The sequence below is a fragment of the Desulfomonilia bacterium genome, from assembly GCA_036567785.1.
In the GTDB taxonomy this organism is placed as follows: domain Bacteria; phylum Desulfobacterota; class Desulfomonilia; order UBA1062; family UBA1062; genus DATCTV01.
In genome coordinates this window covers 108921-123860 of sequence record DATCTV010000002.1, presented here as the reverse complement: position 1 = coordinate 123860, position 14940 = coordinate 108921, and the positions used below count along the sequence as shown (strand labels likewise).

The window sequence follows — 14940 nt, the reverse complement described above, 5'->3', positions numbered from 1 at the left end:
GCCTCCGGAAAAAAGGAAGGTTTACTTTCTGCCGCTCATTTTTGAAAGCATACTGACGGCTTCGGCATGTCCCTGTTCAGCAGCCTTTCTCAGCCACTGCATGGATGTATTGATGTCTTTGCCTGCTCCTTCGCCACGTCCGTACATTATGCCGAGATTGAACTGCGCCTGTGCATCATCCTGTTCGGCGGCCATTGTAAACCATTTGACTGCCTTTGCATGGTCCTTTTCAACGCCGTCGCCGCTGTAATATCTTATTCCAAGGTCATATTGTGCGTCGACATCGCCGTCTTCGGCCTGATTCATGAGCCTTTCAAGTTTTTCCCTGGGGTAGGGGGCTTTGCTCGGGACATGTTCTGAACCGGATGATGAAAAGGATATGCTGTCGCCGTCTATTTGCATTTTTGAAATGGTACTGCCCCATCTGTCGGATGAGACTTCGAACTGAGCACGGGCATGACCCTGAGATGCCGCTTTCAGGTACCATTTATATGCTTCGTCATTATTCGGCTCAATGCCGGCGCAGCCCTTATCAAAGAATGTTGCGGTTATGAACTGCGCCTCTACATGGCCGTGTTCAGCGGCCTTTAGATACAAGTTGAATGCCTTGCGGATATCTTTATCCACACCGATGCCTTCATGATATTTTTTCGCCAGTTCATACTGGGCGAAGACGTCGCCGTGCTCGGCGGCTTTCATCTGCCTTTCGATGTTCCCTGAACCATGCCTGAAGCCGCCTTTGTAAGAAATAAACCATATAGCTGCAATTGCCGCCGCGAATATCAGAATGATAATTGCATATTCCATTGTTTACTCCGTTATTGGTTGGGGCTGTACCTTAGGCAAGAGGTAGCATTTGTCCTTAAAAATGGCAATAATTCCTTTTATTCAAAAAGTATTTCAGGTCTTGTGCTTGACAAACAGAATATTGGGAATAGAATTTACAGTGTTACCTGATGTTGCCTGCAGAACATTCAAACACGAAATCAGGGTATTTTTATTGGGGAGGGAAGTATGAAAAAAGTCGATTTAACGGCAATTATCCGGATAATCATTGTTTTGTTTCTTATTTCACTTACTGCTGATTGCGGCGGCGGAAGCGGTTCAGACGACATCATAGATACGGCAGATGTGCCTGATCATCCTGTTCAAATGACTCCGGTATCTATTCCGGGTACTATTGAACTTCCCGAAGGCTTGCTGTTAACGCCCGAAAGTCTTCGGATACGTACAGCAAGAGGTGTATCCCAGGTTTCGCAGGACGGTTCTTTCAACGCCCTGGGATTTGAAGAAGGCCCTTTGCTGATGGTTGCCGAGACCATATCAGGTGAACCTGTTCTTTTTGGCTGGACAGGTGATGAAAGGCCCATGAGTGTAAGGACAACATCGGAAGTGATATTGTTCTATGCCCTGGGATTTTTCAGTCTGCCGCCCGATGCATGCAATGATGCCATAAATGCTTTAAAGGCCACTGAGGAAATTGATGAACTGGGTAAAGTTATTGCATCGGAGATAAAGTCAAATCCCGGCGCTTTTTCCATGGGCAGGAATGACAATATGGCTGATGCGCTAAATAGTCTTATCAGCCTTTTCAATGCACAGAAAATGATGTCCAGTCATAGTCCTGAAATCGATAATAAGAGCGGGATCAAAGTAACAGTCTCCGGGAGCGGAAATTATAATGTGCCTGTCCATGAGCAGAACCTTTCATTCACGAGTGGCATTACGAATGCAGTACTTGTGAATCCTCCTGAAGAACAGAGCGGTATAACCGCAAACATTGCCTCGGGCTTGAATTGTATGGAGTTGTCCAACCGCTTCATAAGACCCGCCTATGGCTATCTCGAACAGACAGGATACAGGCTTGCAGACGGCCAGCAGGAGATCGAAGACTTCAGGAAGATTCTCGAATTCGACATCGCTCCGGTAAAGATGTTCAACGGCACCATAGCTACACTCTGGGATTTGCTGTCAAACCAGAATCTGGCGTTTGCTGAAGTTACAACAGGACCTTTCACACTTCCCATGGCCGCAGGCGCCGACAGGACTCATTTCAGGCTTACAGTCATAGGACCGGGAACCGGTGAAGGCCATGCAATGACTGCCGCCCAGACCAAAAAATACGAAGAGCTTTCTCTGGAATACATGCTGACCTATGTTGCCATACCATTTATAGCAAACTGCCTGGTTCCACAATCACCGCTCTCACAGTATAAGGTTGCAAAACTGCTTACTGCTAACAATGTTCTTCAGGATATTCTTTCAATAATCAACTCAACCGTGCCAGATGTGGGCACGGCAATAGAAAACCATGACCTGAGCGCTGCCATGACGGCGCTCATGAGTGCCATTGCAACTAACAACTCTTTCAGGCAGGCCCTTCTTGAAGTCATTACAAAGGCTGTTGGTCAGGATATGTTCCCGTCAGCAGCAACAATGGCGAGTCGTCTGAGTTCCGCAATAACTGTAGTCGACGCAATAGGAACCCTGGTTTCAGGGGTTATGTCCACAGGGAACGTCTATCTTGCATATCCCTGTAATGTATGGGAACTGGACGCAACGATTCCCAGAGTCACTTTATCACCTGAAGAGCAGGATGTAGCGAAAGAGGAATACTGCTGGCTGGAAGCCCATGTTCCGGACCTCAGTGAAAGCCTGCCATCAGGCGCAGTAGTTCACTATAGATGGAGTACATCGGGCTCATTCGGCAAGCTCGTAAATCCGGATACCGGTCAATCCGACAACTCGTTCGAGACGACTTACAGCAAGGTGAGCTATCTTGCGGACAAACAGGAAGGGACTGACACCATAAGCGTAGAGGCGGTGCTCGTGCAGGGTACCCTTAGCGAGTCGATGGGAACCGCAACTGCCAGCGTGCATGTGATAGCAATGCGCAAGTGTGAAAACAGGGCATACCATTTTAAGTATGATATACAGCAACCAAGTGGCGAATGGGAATATCGCTACATTTATATTGTTATTTATGTCTGGCGAATGGTCCCTGATGTAAACTGTTATGGAATTTACCCTGAAGGTGAATACTGGAAGGATATATGTACCGACATGCTTATGACTAAGGCTAACTCCTTTCCTGAATTCAACCTGGCGGATGATGAACTGGCAATAGGAGGGAGTGCCGTAGCGGGAACTTCTGAGTCTCCAGAATTGCGTGATGTTCTTTATGAAGCAGATAGCGAACTAGGCCAGCAGAAAATTAGTGAAGGCATGTCAAAGTCTATGTATGTTGTACCGTAATACATGGTATTAAATGGGACATCCAATATAAGTTGAGTCAAGGGAAGACCCTGAAGGTGACAGGCCGTCAAGGATTGATCATTCCTTTTGTCCGTTACTGCAATTTATCTTCAGGCAACCCGCACTTAAGCCGGGATTTTTATTTATGCACAGCTCACATTTTATCTCCGGGCACATACGGCAGGAATGGCAGTCGGGGCACGGGTGCTTTTTTGGGATATTGGAAGTTTCTTCAGGCACATAAAAAAGGCCCTTTATCCTGCTGTCTTTTATGAACGGCATACCGGATAAGGACCTCTTGTTTTAAATATCAAAGATAAAATTATTTATTCATGGCCGGGGAGCTGATTTTTTTGTAACCGGCAGGGATGTCCAGAATGCCGGCAGGCGCGCTGCCATCCTTGTATTCGAGGAGCTCAACAGAAGACTTCATCTGTGTGCCCATGATGTTAGTGGATGTGGTTGTAAGAACCGAGATGCCTTTTATTTTTGCATACTCCTTCTGTGCTTTTTCAAATGAATCCTTCATTCCCGCCTGACTGGTCATCGACATGCTGAGCGCCTTGAACTTTGAAAAGAGGGCCTGATCTATCTTGATGTCCTGAGTAGCCCATATGGTTGACAGTGATGGCCCCATTGCCGAATCAAGCCTCATATCGTATTTTCTGCAGTTCCAGTTGTTGATCTTTTTTGTTTCTCCGGTCTCCTTAATCGTAAGTTTGAACTGCATCATGTTCTGCATCATGGCATTCATGGCCTTCTTGTCTTCAGCCGACATGCCATTCTGACTGAGTGCATCTTCCATGGCTTTGCCAACAGCATTCAGAGACTGTTCCATGTATGTCCTGTCTTTTTTCTCGATAATGTAGACGGTATTTTTGTCGATCCTGAATATCATGGAGTTATCAGGGCCATCGCTTTTGAACCCGTCTTTTGTCATCCATATGGTTTCAATGGTGTCTTTTGCCGGCATCTTGTTGCCCATTACCTGGTAGCTGTCGGTATGATGCTTCTGCTTGAGCATTATATCGGCGGAAGCAATTCCCGGAAACATGCACGATAGGGCGATAAGGACGATAAGGGTAAGGCCTGAGAGTTTTTTCATAATATTACCTCCGTGTCATTCATTTAGTGTCTGTTCTAACAGTCTTATGCCAGGGTTACTATCTTTAGCGAATTCACTTTTCCAGCTTTTTCTTCGGGGAGCCTTCTCACTATAAGTATCCTGTCTCCTGATCTTATCTTTCCGGCGCTTTTAAGCCCGTCAATGATTGTATCATCGGAAACAGTGTCCGAATGCACCACGGGCAGGGTGCCATATGAGAAGAGCAGGAAATTCCGTACGTCTTCAGCGGGGCAGATGGGGATTATCCATGAATCGGGCTTATATCTCGAAATTCTTCTAGGCGTCCCGCCAGTGCGGGTAGGGGCAAGCACATATTTTATTTTAAGCGAGTTGATCGCCTCCAGCGCGTCAAGCGATATTACATCTTCGGATGAAATGTTTTTGCAGAACAGGAGGCTTCTTACTGCCTGGCTTATTTCCGGACCCCCGGCCAGATGAAAACGTTTTTTTTCAGTTGAGACGGCAATTTTTGCCATCATGGCAATCGTTTCGGAAGGATATCTGCCGATGGCTGTCTCTTCGGAAAGCATTATCGCATCGGTTCCGTCCAGAATAGCATTAGCCACGTCCGTGACTTCAGCCCTTGTTGGCCGGATGTTGTCGGTCATTGACTCGAGCATCTGTGTTGCCGTAATTACCGGCTTGCCTTTTAGGTTCGCCTTGAAGATCAATTCCTTCTGCAGGATCGGGACATTCTCGATAGGCGTCTCGACACCGAGGTCACCTCGTGCAACCATTATCCCGTCAGCGGCTTCAAGGATTGAATCGATATTTCTGAAGGCCTCTATCCTCTCGATTTTGGCCACAACATGGATATTTCTGCCGTGTGATTTTGCAGCATCCTTTATTTTCACGATATCAGCGGCGGATTTGACGAATGAGACCCCTGCCGCGTCCACACCTGCCTCGATCCCGAATTTGAGGAGTTCAAGGTCGTGATCTGTTACGGCATCGATGTCAATATTAGCCCCGGGCAGGTTGAGCCCTTTATGCGAAAGGAGCTGCCCACTGATGAAAACCCTGCATTTCACATCCGTTTCGCCGATATCCATGACCTTGAGCTGGACAAACCCGTCGTTAAGATAGATCATGCCGCCTTTTTTTACGCTGCGTGGCAGCTCTTCGAACTGGACCGGGATAAGATCATGAGTCCCGCGGACATCCCTTGTGGTGAGCGTCGTGATCTCACCTTTTTTCATCATGACGGAGCCTTCTTTGAGTATACCAAGCCTGATCTTCGGGCCCGGCAGGTCAGCAAGTATTGCAACCGGTTTTCCGAGCGATGCTGAGATTTCCTTTATGACGCTGATATCTCGCCTGTGCTCTTCCGGGGTGCCGTGGCTGAAATTAAGCCTTGCCACATTCATGCCGTTGGCGATCATTTTCTTAAGGACCGTCCTGTCTCTTGATGCGGGGCCGATTGTGCACACTATCTTCGTTTTATGAAGAGGAAGTCTGATGTTCATGAAAAAAAGATTACAGACGCTATGGCATTGTTGTCAATTGGTAATATTTTTTAAAATTACCTCAGGTCAATGATTAAAATTTAATAGACAATATTTCCGTTGAAATCTAATGTTAGAAAATTATGAAAGCCCAGACCCGTACAATAGGCATTTTTACAGCGCTGTGCATTTCAACCTGCGCCGTCATGCTGGGTGTGGGCATACTCATGCCGATAATGCCCCTTTATGCAATGAATCTGGGGGCGTCAGGCACCATGGTAGGTATTGTAATGGCAAGCTTCGCGCTTACCATGGCAGTTTCAAATCCGATTGTCGGAAGGCTTGCAGATAAATACGGCTACAAACAGTTCATCGTAATCGGGCTTATTTTCAACATCCCGATAGCGCTTGCCTATATCTATGCAAAGAACGCTTCGCATCTTATAGTCATAAGATTGATCGAGGGCGTGCTCGCCGCAATGGTGGAATCGGTTGCATATGCATATGTCGGGTCCATTGCTCCCAGAGACAAAGAGGGCTCCTATATGGCGATTTTCAACACGTTCATGATGTTCGGTTTCGGGATAGGGCCTATCCTGGGCGGATTTCTGATGGATCGTATAAACATGAAGGCGCCTTTCATAGCGATGGCGGCATTCCTTGCGCTCAGCCTGATTCTTGTAATAATACTTGTGCCCGGGGATACGAAAAATAAGGAGCAGATACGCAAGGAAAATATCAGTAAAAGCAAAACACCGCTGAAAGATGCCCTGTCTTCAGATATACTCAAAGGACTTCTCGTTTATGCCTTGATAATTTCGATAGGGCAGAGCGGGCTCTTTGCCTTTCTGCCTGTTGTCACACAGAATCAGGGCTTGAGTGCAAGTCAGATAGGCCTGCTGTCTTCGGTCATCATGATAACGGCGGGAGTGCTTCAGACGCCGTGCGGATTCCTTGCGAACAGGTACAACAAGCTGTGGCTCCTGATGTCCGGGATTTTTCTCATTGCAGCCATCCTTGCATTCGTACCCGCATGCACTGACTTCTGGCAGTTTTTCATCCTCTGCATAATCGGAGGCGCAGGTTCCGCCATCTCAAACCCTGCGGGAAACGCAATTCTTGTGAGGGGTACAAAGGATCTTGGGCTAGGATTTTCAATGGGCCTTTTCAACCTGTCTTTCGGGATGGGCATGATAATTGGCCCGGTTCAGGCGGGCATTGTAATGGACACGATAAGCCTTGATATGGTGTTCTACATAAGCACGGCCCTTTTCGTCCTGTCGGCACTGGTTATTTATCTGTATTTAAGGAAAGTTTCTTCCCTGTAATTAATTACCGGAGGCAAGGAAGAACGCCTCTGCCCTTTGAATAAATGTTGAAGGTGAGGGTGGAGGCCCGTCCTCGAGATACAGCCCAAGGTTTTTAAGTCTTTCTATATCCTTGTACAGGTCTTCGGTTTTGCAGCCGCTCAGCCTCGATGCATGGACAATGCGCATTATGTATGCCTGAGTCACAATGCCGCAAATTTCCCTGTCCCCGGAAAGTGCTTTAACAAGAGAATCGAGGGCCTCCCTGCTCTTCAAAGGAAAGTCCCTGCCGTAATTTTCCTGTTCGGGAATGTTGAAGATTATTCCTGTCACTGCTGCTGCATATCTTGCGGAATCATCCTTGAATTCCGTTTTGTAACGCCTGCTGAGCCTGGCGATAATGCCTGCGATTATGAGCTTTTCAGCCTCGATGAAATGATCTGCCGTGTATTTGATAGATGTATTTCCCTTCATATGCTGTTCCTTCCTGGCTCATTCAGCCGATACGGCTTTTATTATACTGCTTAAAAAATAATCTATCTCATCGTAATTCCAGGCCTCATAATCCCATGTAATTCCCAGTCGGACGACGACAAGTTTGTGCGATGGGATCACGGCAACCTGCTGGCCCTCGAATCCTTCAAAAGAGAACATGTCAACAGGCACATTCGGCAGGAGCCTCTGGCCTGGATTGTTTGCAGGGCCTCTGTTAAGCCATATCTGCGCCCCGTACTCACCTTTAGGGGCCATGGGTGTCGGTGTGGTGGAATATTTGACCCATCCTTCCGGCAGTATGCGCTCGTTTTTCCAGACGCCGTCGTTCAGATAGAGAAGACCGAGTCTGGCCCAGTCCCTGGGCGTCGCATACATGAAGGAAGAACCTACAAAAACACCGTCCGGGTCAGGTTCTATCACGGCTGACTGCATGCCGAGCTTGTCAAATAGAGCCCTTTTCGGAAAGCCGAAGAAATCCGCATCACTGCCGCCAGCAGCCTGTCTGATTATGCGGGAAATGATGTTTGTCGTACCGCTTGAATATTGCCATCTGGTATCGGGTGCTGTTTCTAGCGGCATTGACGATGCAAAACATCCTGCGCAATCCCTGTTGAAAAGCATCTGTATGGCATCGGATAAAGGCCAGACATAATCCTCTCCGAATTTGAGGCCGCTGCTCATTCTCATAAGCTGGTCTAAAGTGATTGCCGAACGGGGATCGCCAGGTTTCTGCCATTCTGGAACAGGGGCAGGGGCCTTTAACGACAGTTTTCCCTCTTTGACAAGTATTCCAACGAGAGCGTTTGTAGCACTCTTGGTCATCGACCATCCGAGCTGTCGGGTATTAATGTCAAACCCTTCGTCATACTGTTCCGCAACGATTCTTCCGTCATAAACAACTACAACCGCCCTTGCCATTATCGGTGAATCTACGCTTCCGGGCGAAAACGCCCATTTGAGCGTGTTGTCAAGGAGCCGTCTGCTGACGTTTGATGGTAAGGGCTCATCGGGAACAAAATCTCCGTCAGGCCAGGGGATTTTGGAACGGTCCTGAATTGCAGTTGTTTTGAAACCTTCCGCCTGTTTTCCAAGCTCATCCGCGGATTTGCCCAGGACAAGCGTGCAGCCGATACCGTCCCTGTATATGGCTGTTCGTTTTGCCATGCCGAGAAAACTGCCCGTCACGCTTTTATTTATATTGTCGATATCAACCCATATATATCCAAGCCCTGCAACATCTTCCCTGATAACCTGTTCCGGATTTCGGCCCGCCAGGAAAACGCAGGAGCATACGCGCTTTGCCTTGTATGCGCTTCCGATAGGCGCGATCTTGATGATAAAAAAACCGAAAGCACAGACGGTAACGAGAATTAAAACAGCCAGTATAGATAATATCCATTTTTTGAGTTTCTTCATATCCATCTCATCTTAAAGACTGAAAATGCTCGCCTCATAAGGCATCAGCCTTATTTCAGGGCCTGATATGACACTTGCGTTAAATCTGTGTGTGGAAAAAACGGTTCGCAGCTGAGGCGTTCCCAGTCCGGCCTTTCTTGATGCATTCGAAAAATTGAGAACAACCATCAATTCCTCATTTTCATAGATGCGTTTATAGGCGATGACATCATTCTTTGCCTCGATCACCGGAACCCATTCGCCTCGTTCAAGCGCAGGGCGGCTTTTCCTGACGGCGATCAGGTCCTTGTAAAGGTTGAGTATGGAGTTCCTGTCATTGAGTTCTGTTTCGACATTCACCGTTTCATAGTCTGAGTTTACGGGGAGCCATGGGGGTGCTGGGGAGAAGCCTGCATTAGGCGCACTCGACCACTGCATGGGAGTGCGCTCGGGGTCGCGGCCCGGGTGGAACGGCCAGTATTTGATGCCGACCGGATCATGCAGCATCTTTTTCGGGATTTTGCCGTTCCTCATCCCCAGTTCTTCGCCGTAATATATGAAAGGCGTGCCTTTAAGGGTCAGCAGCATGGCTGCAATGACCTTTGCCCTGGGTATGCTTTCCGGGCCTTTCGCATAGCGGCTCATGCTCCTGAACTGGTCATGGTTGTTGAAAACATGGCATGGCCACCCTCCGGCCGGTATGTGCGTGAGCCATTCCCGAATGCGTCTGTAAAACACGTCTGCTCCCCACTTTACGTTCATGTGGGAAAAGTCGAAAACAAGATGCAGCTCGTCATCGCCGTTTCCGTAATAGGAAGAGGCTATATCGTGGTTTCCGCCTGGATCTTCGACCGCAATCTCTCCAACCGACATTCGCTCGGGATAGCCGTCCAATATTGAGCGGAACTCCTTTAATATGACGTGAGTCTCGGGCTGGTCGCGATCATAGATATGGTCCTGAAGATCATAGGGCCTGGGTGCGTTGGGACCGATGCCGAACGGGTTGCTTCTGAAGAGGGCATCCTTGATAAAAAAGTTGCAGACATCAAGCCTGAACCCGTCCACACCCTTATCAAGCCAGAACCTGACCATGTCGAACATGGCCTTTTTGAGTCCTGGATTGCGCCAGTTGACGTCAGGCTGTTCGGCCAGAAAAAGGTGCAGGTAGTACTGTCCGGTCTTCTTGTCGAATTCCCAGGCGCGTCCTCCGAACGCCGCCATCCAGTTGTTTGGAACACGGCCTTTGACCGGGTCTTTCCATATGTACCAGTCGCGTTTGGGATTATCTTTACTCGAAGCTGACTCTTTGAACCAAGGATGGAGGTGTGACGTGTGGTTCATGACAAGGTCCATGATGATCCTGATACCGCGACTGTGTGCTTCATCCAAAAGATGTTCGAAATCAGTTTGATTGCCGAAGACGGGGTCGATGTCGTTGTAATCGCTGATATCATAACCGAAATCGAACATAGGCGAGACATTGATGGGTGAAAGCCAGATGCCTTCAATTCCGAGGTCCTTGAGATAATCGAGCTTTGCGGTTATCCCCGGGATATCGCCTGTGCCGTCGCCGTTCGCATCATAAAAGCTCCTCGGATATATCTGATAAATAACGCCGTGTTTCCACCACAGTCTTTGTTCCGGCATATTCACCTCCATTGTACGATTATCATTTATCATGTGAACTGACCTTATCAGGGACTTTTTCCTCGGCCAGGGTTTCAAGTGTGCGCTTTTCATTATAAAAGAGAAGTATGAAAACCGCCAGGGCCATGAGCCCGAACGCAATAAGCGCCGCAAGTCTTACGCCGGTATTGTGTTCCGGACTTCTTCCGAGAAGAAGAAGGGAAGGGAATACAAGCGGCGGCAGGGCGAGCGGTATCTTCATGAAGAGGCTGGAGGCCCCCATGAAAGAAGCCTCACGCTGAACCCCGGTCCTGATGGAATCAGCACGGATTATATCCGCATTGATCGCACCGGGTACTATGCCTGTCGTTGCGGCGACTATGCTTTGAAGAACTATGATTGTCCATACCCAAACCATCAGCGGAACCGGGACCTGCCTGGCCATGTATATCATTACATATACGAGGGCCTGAATGGAGAATGCGAAGATTACCATCTTCTTCTTGCTGATCTTTGTTGCGGCCAAGTTTACAAAAAAGTACCACACAAAGCTTAGTGCGAACATGCTGCCACCGAATATTCCCACCCATGTTTCCTTAAGCCCGAGAAGTACGGTCATAAAATAGACTATGCCCAGCGTCAGGACGGCATCCGCCATGGAATAGACGGTATTGCTTGCCGTAAAGATTACGAAGTCCCTGTTGTGAAATGTTTTTTTTATGGATTGTATTGGCGTTTCGGTCGAGACATAACCCGTGCAGTAGCGTTTCTCATCGACAAATATCACAGGTATGCAGAGCAGGATGAATCCTATCACGCTGTATATGGCCACGACAGTTCTGAATGCGCTCACAGGAGACATTCCGAATGAGGTCTGGAAGATATCCTTGACATTATAGATAAGCGAGCCGCCGACCAGAAAACCCAGGGCCCAAGTGACGGATGTGACCGTGCAGAGCAGCATCCTGTCCTTTGAGGTATGTCCCAGTTCAGGGATAAGGGCGCCGTACGGCATTCTGTATACGGACATGAAAATGTTGAATATAACTACTGCAGATACAACCCATACCACATTGAGCCTTCCGGGTGAGGACGATGGCGGGCTGAATATGAGATAGCAGATAACAGCGAGCGGCAGGGAGCTTATAAGAAGGAAATATCGCCTGCGGCCCATTTTCGATTTGCTCCTGTCCGATAATGCACCCATCAGCGGGTCGAAAAGGAGTCCGGCTGCCTGGGCGAGGAAGCCGCTTACGCCTACTACTGTCATGCCGAATATTGCTTCCCGGCTCACAAGCAGCGGAAATGCAGCTTCCCCCGTTTCCGGAGGGATATAAAAATATGTGAGCAGTGTCGCGACTGCCGAGAGCAGCGACCATCCGAACTGGCCGAGCGAATACATGATCATCTTCCATACTGGAATACGCTCAACGGTTTTCTGCATCTTTCAATAACCTCCGGGAATGGTAATCTCATTAAACTGGGGCTGCATCAGAGTTGAATAAATTATCGTTTCAACTAATACAATCTTTAATCCCGTCAATAAACAAGAATATTTGGAAATCTCTTTTAATGATCAGGAATAAAAAATAGTCTTTATGTGCATTGACATGACGGCCAAGTAAGCTTAAAATTTACTATTGAAGCTTGTGATTCTGTATTCTTAAAATTCTGTTAATGGAGGAGCTTTTATGAAAATGAAGAGCCTTTGCCTCGGCATTGCTGTTCTCCTGTTTCTTGCAGGCTGCAGCAGCAAAGACCACCAGTCAGATCTGACAGCGGAAGAAAACGGAAGGGAAGACAGCACACCTGTTAAAACTATCTATGATTTCTCCAATGGCTGCTACGCCTTGAAATCTGTTGCCAGCGGCGGATTTGTAACTTCCTCCGGTTCAGTTTATGGTGCCGCCGCGCAGGATAAGACCAGTGCTTCGGCATTTTACATGAAACCATCCGATCTCGGCGTCTACATGTTTTATGACAGCGATGCCAGATACCTGAGCGTGGATGCAAACATGAAAGTGATACGCACGGTCGCACTGAATGAGAACAACATGTGGGAACTTGTATCTGTCGGGGATGGACTTTTCGGACTGAAATCAGCTTCAGGAGGCAGGTCGAAAGGGAAGTTTCTCTCAGCTTCTGCCGAAGGCAGACTTTCACTTTCATTCGGTCTGTCGGAATCATGCCGGTTCAGGCTTGAAGGGACTGATAACTGCATTTCATTTCCCGAGGCTGAGCTTAATGTCGATATAAAAGACGGTGACGGATTGCCCGTTGACCCGTCAATGGCAATGGCCCGTCCGGCGGTGGGTGAACCCATTGTCGGTTTTGCCGACGTCCATGTTCACCTGAATCACTTCCTCGCTTCAGGCCAGACAACCTTTGTGGGAGAGACATTCAACCCGCTTGGCATTCAGGAGGCATTAAGGGATTGCAGCCTGCTGCACGGTAAAAACGGTTCCACTGATCTCCTGGGCATGGTTCAGGACGGCAACTCAACTCATAACACAGACGGATGGCCTACATTCTCATTCTGGCCCACGGCTAACTCGCAGACCCATCAGCAGGCATATTACCGCTGGATAGAGCGCGCATGGCTGTCCGGGCAGCGTCTCATGGTACAGGAGATGGTTAACGCCGAAGTCCTTGCGGTGGTAAAGAACGGCCTCATAAAGCCAAAAGTGGATGTGCCGCCTCAGGATGACATTTCCATCTGCGACAGCCAGATCAAGAACATGTACAAGATGCAGGATTACATAGACGCCCAGTGCGGCGGTCCGGGCAAGGGATGGTTCAGGATATGCAAAAGCTCGGATGAAGCACGCAAGGTGATAAGCCAGGGTAAGATGGCGGTAATACTCGCAATAGAGGTCGATTCATTGTGCGGGGCAGGAAGAGACTATATATCAGATGCCGAATTGCCCGTTTATGATCCTCACCACATAACCAGCGCCCAGCTTAAGGCAAAACTTGAGGAGATCGAAGGCCTGCTCGATAAGTATTATGAATTGGGCATCCGCACGATTTTCCCGGTTCACGGTATAAACAACGGCTACGGCGGCGCCTGGCTGTATGTAAATATGGTCTGGGACCTTGGCAATAAGGTCATGCGCGGCAATTTTTATGATATTACGGCAAGCCCGAATCCAAGGGTGACTTATAAGGAAACAGGGATAGAATATGCAACGGCACAGGCCCAGACGATCGAGCTTTTGAAAAGGCTCGGCATTGATCTGCCATATGCCCCCATCATAGAACCCGACCTTCCGCCTGAAGCGTCCGGTAAGGGCCATGCCAATGGCATGGGGCTCACAAAGCTCGGGGAATGGCTTATCCTCAAACTGATAGACAAGGGCTTTGTCATCGAGGTTGATCATATGTGCGACAAAACGGTCAACAGGGCTCTGGAGATCATATGGGAACACAAGTATCCGGGAGTGATTGCAACACATGGCGGTATCACTGACCTGGAACCGCCTGACGCAAAAACACATGAACAGCTCGACATACCCCGCATGATCAAGATCATACAGCTTGGCGGGCTCTTCTCCGAACATATTGCCGGCAAAGCGCCCACATATGCCGGTCCTGGCATATACGGCGATGGATTCTGCTATCTCGACTATCTCAATTTCATAATCGAGCTCAGCAGGAAAGGTCCTGGCTCCAGAGCGTATCTGGACAACGAGAATGCAAGGGCGAAATATTTCTATTACCACGGCGGCAGACCATACATGGTCCCTGCCTCATGGTACAATATGAACGGCGATCCCTCAGATGATCTGGTTCTTGGACAGCCCATAACCACGGATGTAAATGGCGCCTGTTCTTTACCACGCCTGGATACAACTGCAACAAAGGCTGTCGATTATGGTATTGACGGGTTTGGCCCCCTTTATCCGGGCCTTTACAATGAAAGCGTGGTTGATCCATCAAAGGTCAAGTTCAAACGCCAGGTCACCGGGAAACGTACCTTCGATGTGAACAAAGAAGGCATGGCACATTACGGTTTGATGCCTGATTTCATCAAGTTCAGACAGGTACAGGACCCGACCCTGAAACTGGATTCCTTCTTCAGAGGGGCTGAGGCGTATCTCAGGATGCTCAACAGGGTGGAACGGTATCACAAAGATCCCGAGAATTACCCGTCACGCGACCCCAAATACTGGGATAGCGTGCCGGAAAATTATGAAGAATGGTGGGGATGGAGCAAGGAGAATCAATAACTTCATCAAATTAATAAAATCCCGTGTGGCAGAGGGTATTTGATAGCTATATGAATGTCAGA

10 protein-coding genes are annotated in these 14940 nt (G+C 48.4%); 3 read left to right on the top strand and 7 right to left on the bottom strand.

Annotation, left to right across the window (positions count from 1 at the left end; all coding sequences use genetic code 11):
* Positions 1-21 precede the first annotated feature (21 nt).
* Entirely contained in the window at positions 22-807 is a 786-nt protein-coding gene (locus VIS94_00485) for a tetratricopeptide repeat protein (GenBank protein ID HEY9159550.1), read from the bottom strand.
* 207 nt (positions 808-1014) lie between these two features.
* On the opposite strand from VIS94_00485, the gene VIS94_00480 reads away from it, so the two are divergent.
* Positions 1015-3255 (top strand): hypothetical protein, encoded by a 2241-nt coding sequence (locus tag VIS94_00480; GenBank protein HEY9159549.1) that lies wholly within the window; start codon positions 1015-1017, stop codon positions 3253-3255.
* Between the two features lie 322 nt (positions 3256-3577).
* Here the strand turns inward: VIS94_00480 and VIS94_00475 are convergent, their stop codons facing one another.
* Together VIS94_00475 and pyk are read right to left on the bottom strand one after the other, a co-directional pair.
* The gene (locus VIS94_00475) at positions 3578-4360 is read right to left on the bottom strand and encodes a hypothetical protein (protein HEY9159548.1); all 783 of its coding nucleotides are present in this window, start codon (positions 4358-4360) and stop codon (positions 3578-3580) included.
* 44 nt (positions 4361-4404) lie between these two features.
* Complete coding sequence (gene pyk, locus VIS94_00470) at positions 4405-5847, bottom strand: pyruvate kinase (GenBank protein HEY9159547.1); 1443 nt, start codon at positions 5845-5847, stop codon at positions 4405-4407.
* A 122-nt stretch (positions 5848-5969) separates the two neighbouring features.
* Here pyk and VIS94_00465 point away from each other — a divergent pair, with 122 nt between their 5' ends.
* Positions 5970-7154, top strand: coding sequence for an MFS transporter (locus VIS94_00465; GenBank protein HEY9159546.1), 1185 nt, complete (start codon positions 5970-5972; stop codon positions 7152-7154).
* Here the strand turns inward: VIS94_00465 and VIS94_00460 are convergent, their stop codons facing one another.
* Genes VIS94_00460 through VIS94_00445 form a run of 4 tightly spaced genes read right to left on the bottom strand, consistent with a single transcriptional unit; the run spans position 7155 to position 12093 of the window.
* Positions 7155-7607 carry a hypothetical protein gene (locus tag VIS94_00460; GenBank protein HEY9159545.1) on the bottom strand — a complete coding sequence of 151 codons (453 nt, stop codon included), beginning with the start codon at positions 7605-7607 and terminating at the stop codon, positions 7155-7157.
* Positions 7608-7625: 18 nt separating this feature from the next.
* A complete protein-coding gene (locus tag VIS94_00455) occupies positions 7626-9044 on the bottom strand; it encodes a serine hydrolase (GenBank protein ID HEY9159544.1) in 1419 nt (472 codons plus the stop codon).
* A 12-nt stretch (positions 9045-9056) separates the two neighbouring features.
* Positions 9057-10670 (bottom strand): alpha-glucosidase, encoded by a 1614-nt coding sequence (locus VIS94_00450; protein ID HEY9159543.1) that lies wholly within the window; start codon positions 10668-10670, stop codon positions 9057-9059.
* Positions 10671-10692: 22 nt separating this feature from the next.
* The gene (locus VIS94_00445) at positions 10693-12093 is read right to left on the bottom strand and encodes an MFS transporter (GenBank protein HEY9159542.1); all 1401 of its coding nucleotides are present in this window, start codon (positions 12091-12093) and stop codon (positions 10693-10695) included.
* A 247-nt stretch (positions 12094-12340) separates the two neighbouring features.
* Here VIS94_00445 and VIS94_00440 point away from each other — a divergent pair, with 247 nt between their 5' ends.
* Positions 12341-14878, top strand: a complete 2538-nt coding sequence (locus tag VIS94_00440; GenBank protein ID HEY9159541.1) for a hypothetical protein — start codon at positions 12341-12343, stop codon at positions 14876-14878.
* Positions 14879-14940 lie beyond the last annotated feature (62 nt).

Coding starts and splice junctions, on each gene's coding strand:
- pyk (HEY9159547.1), bottom strand. CDS start 5,847: ATGAACATCAGACTTCCTCTTCATAAAACGAAGATAGTGTGCACAATC.
- VIS94_00480 (HEY9159549.1), top strand. CDS start 1,015: ATGAAAAAAGTCGATTTAACGGCAATTATCCGGATAATCATTGTTTTG.
- VIS94_00450 (HEY9159543.1), bottom strand. CDS start 10,670: ATGCCGGAACAAAGACTGTGGTGGAAACACGGCGTTATTTATCAGATA.
- VIS94_00485 (HEY9159550.1), bottom strand. CDS start 807: ATGGAATATGCAATTATCATTCTGATATTCGCGGCGGCAATTGCAGCT.
- VIS94_00475 (HEY9159548.1), bottom strand. CDS start 4,360: ATGAAAAAACTCTCAGGCCTTACCCTTATCGTCCTTATCGCCCTATCG.
- VIS94_00440 (HEY9159541.1), top strand. CDS start 12,341: ATGAAAATGAAGAGCCTTTGCCTCGGCATTGCTGTTCTCCTGTTTCTT.
- VIS94_00465 (HEY9159546.1), top strand. CDS start 5,970: ATGAAAGCCCAGACCCGTACAATAGGCATTTTTACAGCGCTGTGCATT.
- VIS94_00460 (HEY9159545.1), bottom strand. CDS start 7,607: ATGAAGGGAAATACATCTATCAAATACACGGCAGATCATTTCATCGAG.
- VIS94_00455 (HEY9159544.1), bottom strand. CDS start 9,044: ATGAAGAAACTCAAAAAATGGATATTATCTATACTGGCTGTTTTAATT.
- VIS94_00445 (HEY9159542.1), bottom strand. CDS start 12,093: ATGCAGAAAACCGTTGAGCGTATTCCAGTATGGAAGATGATCATGTAT.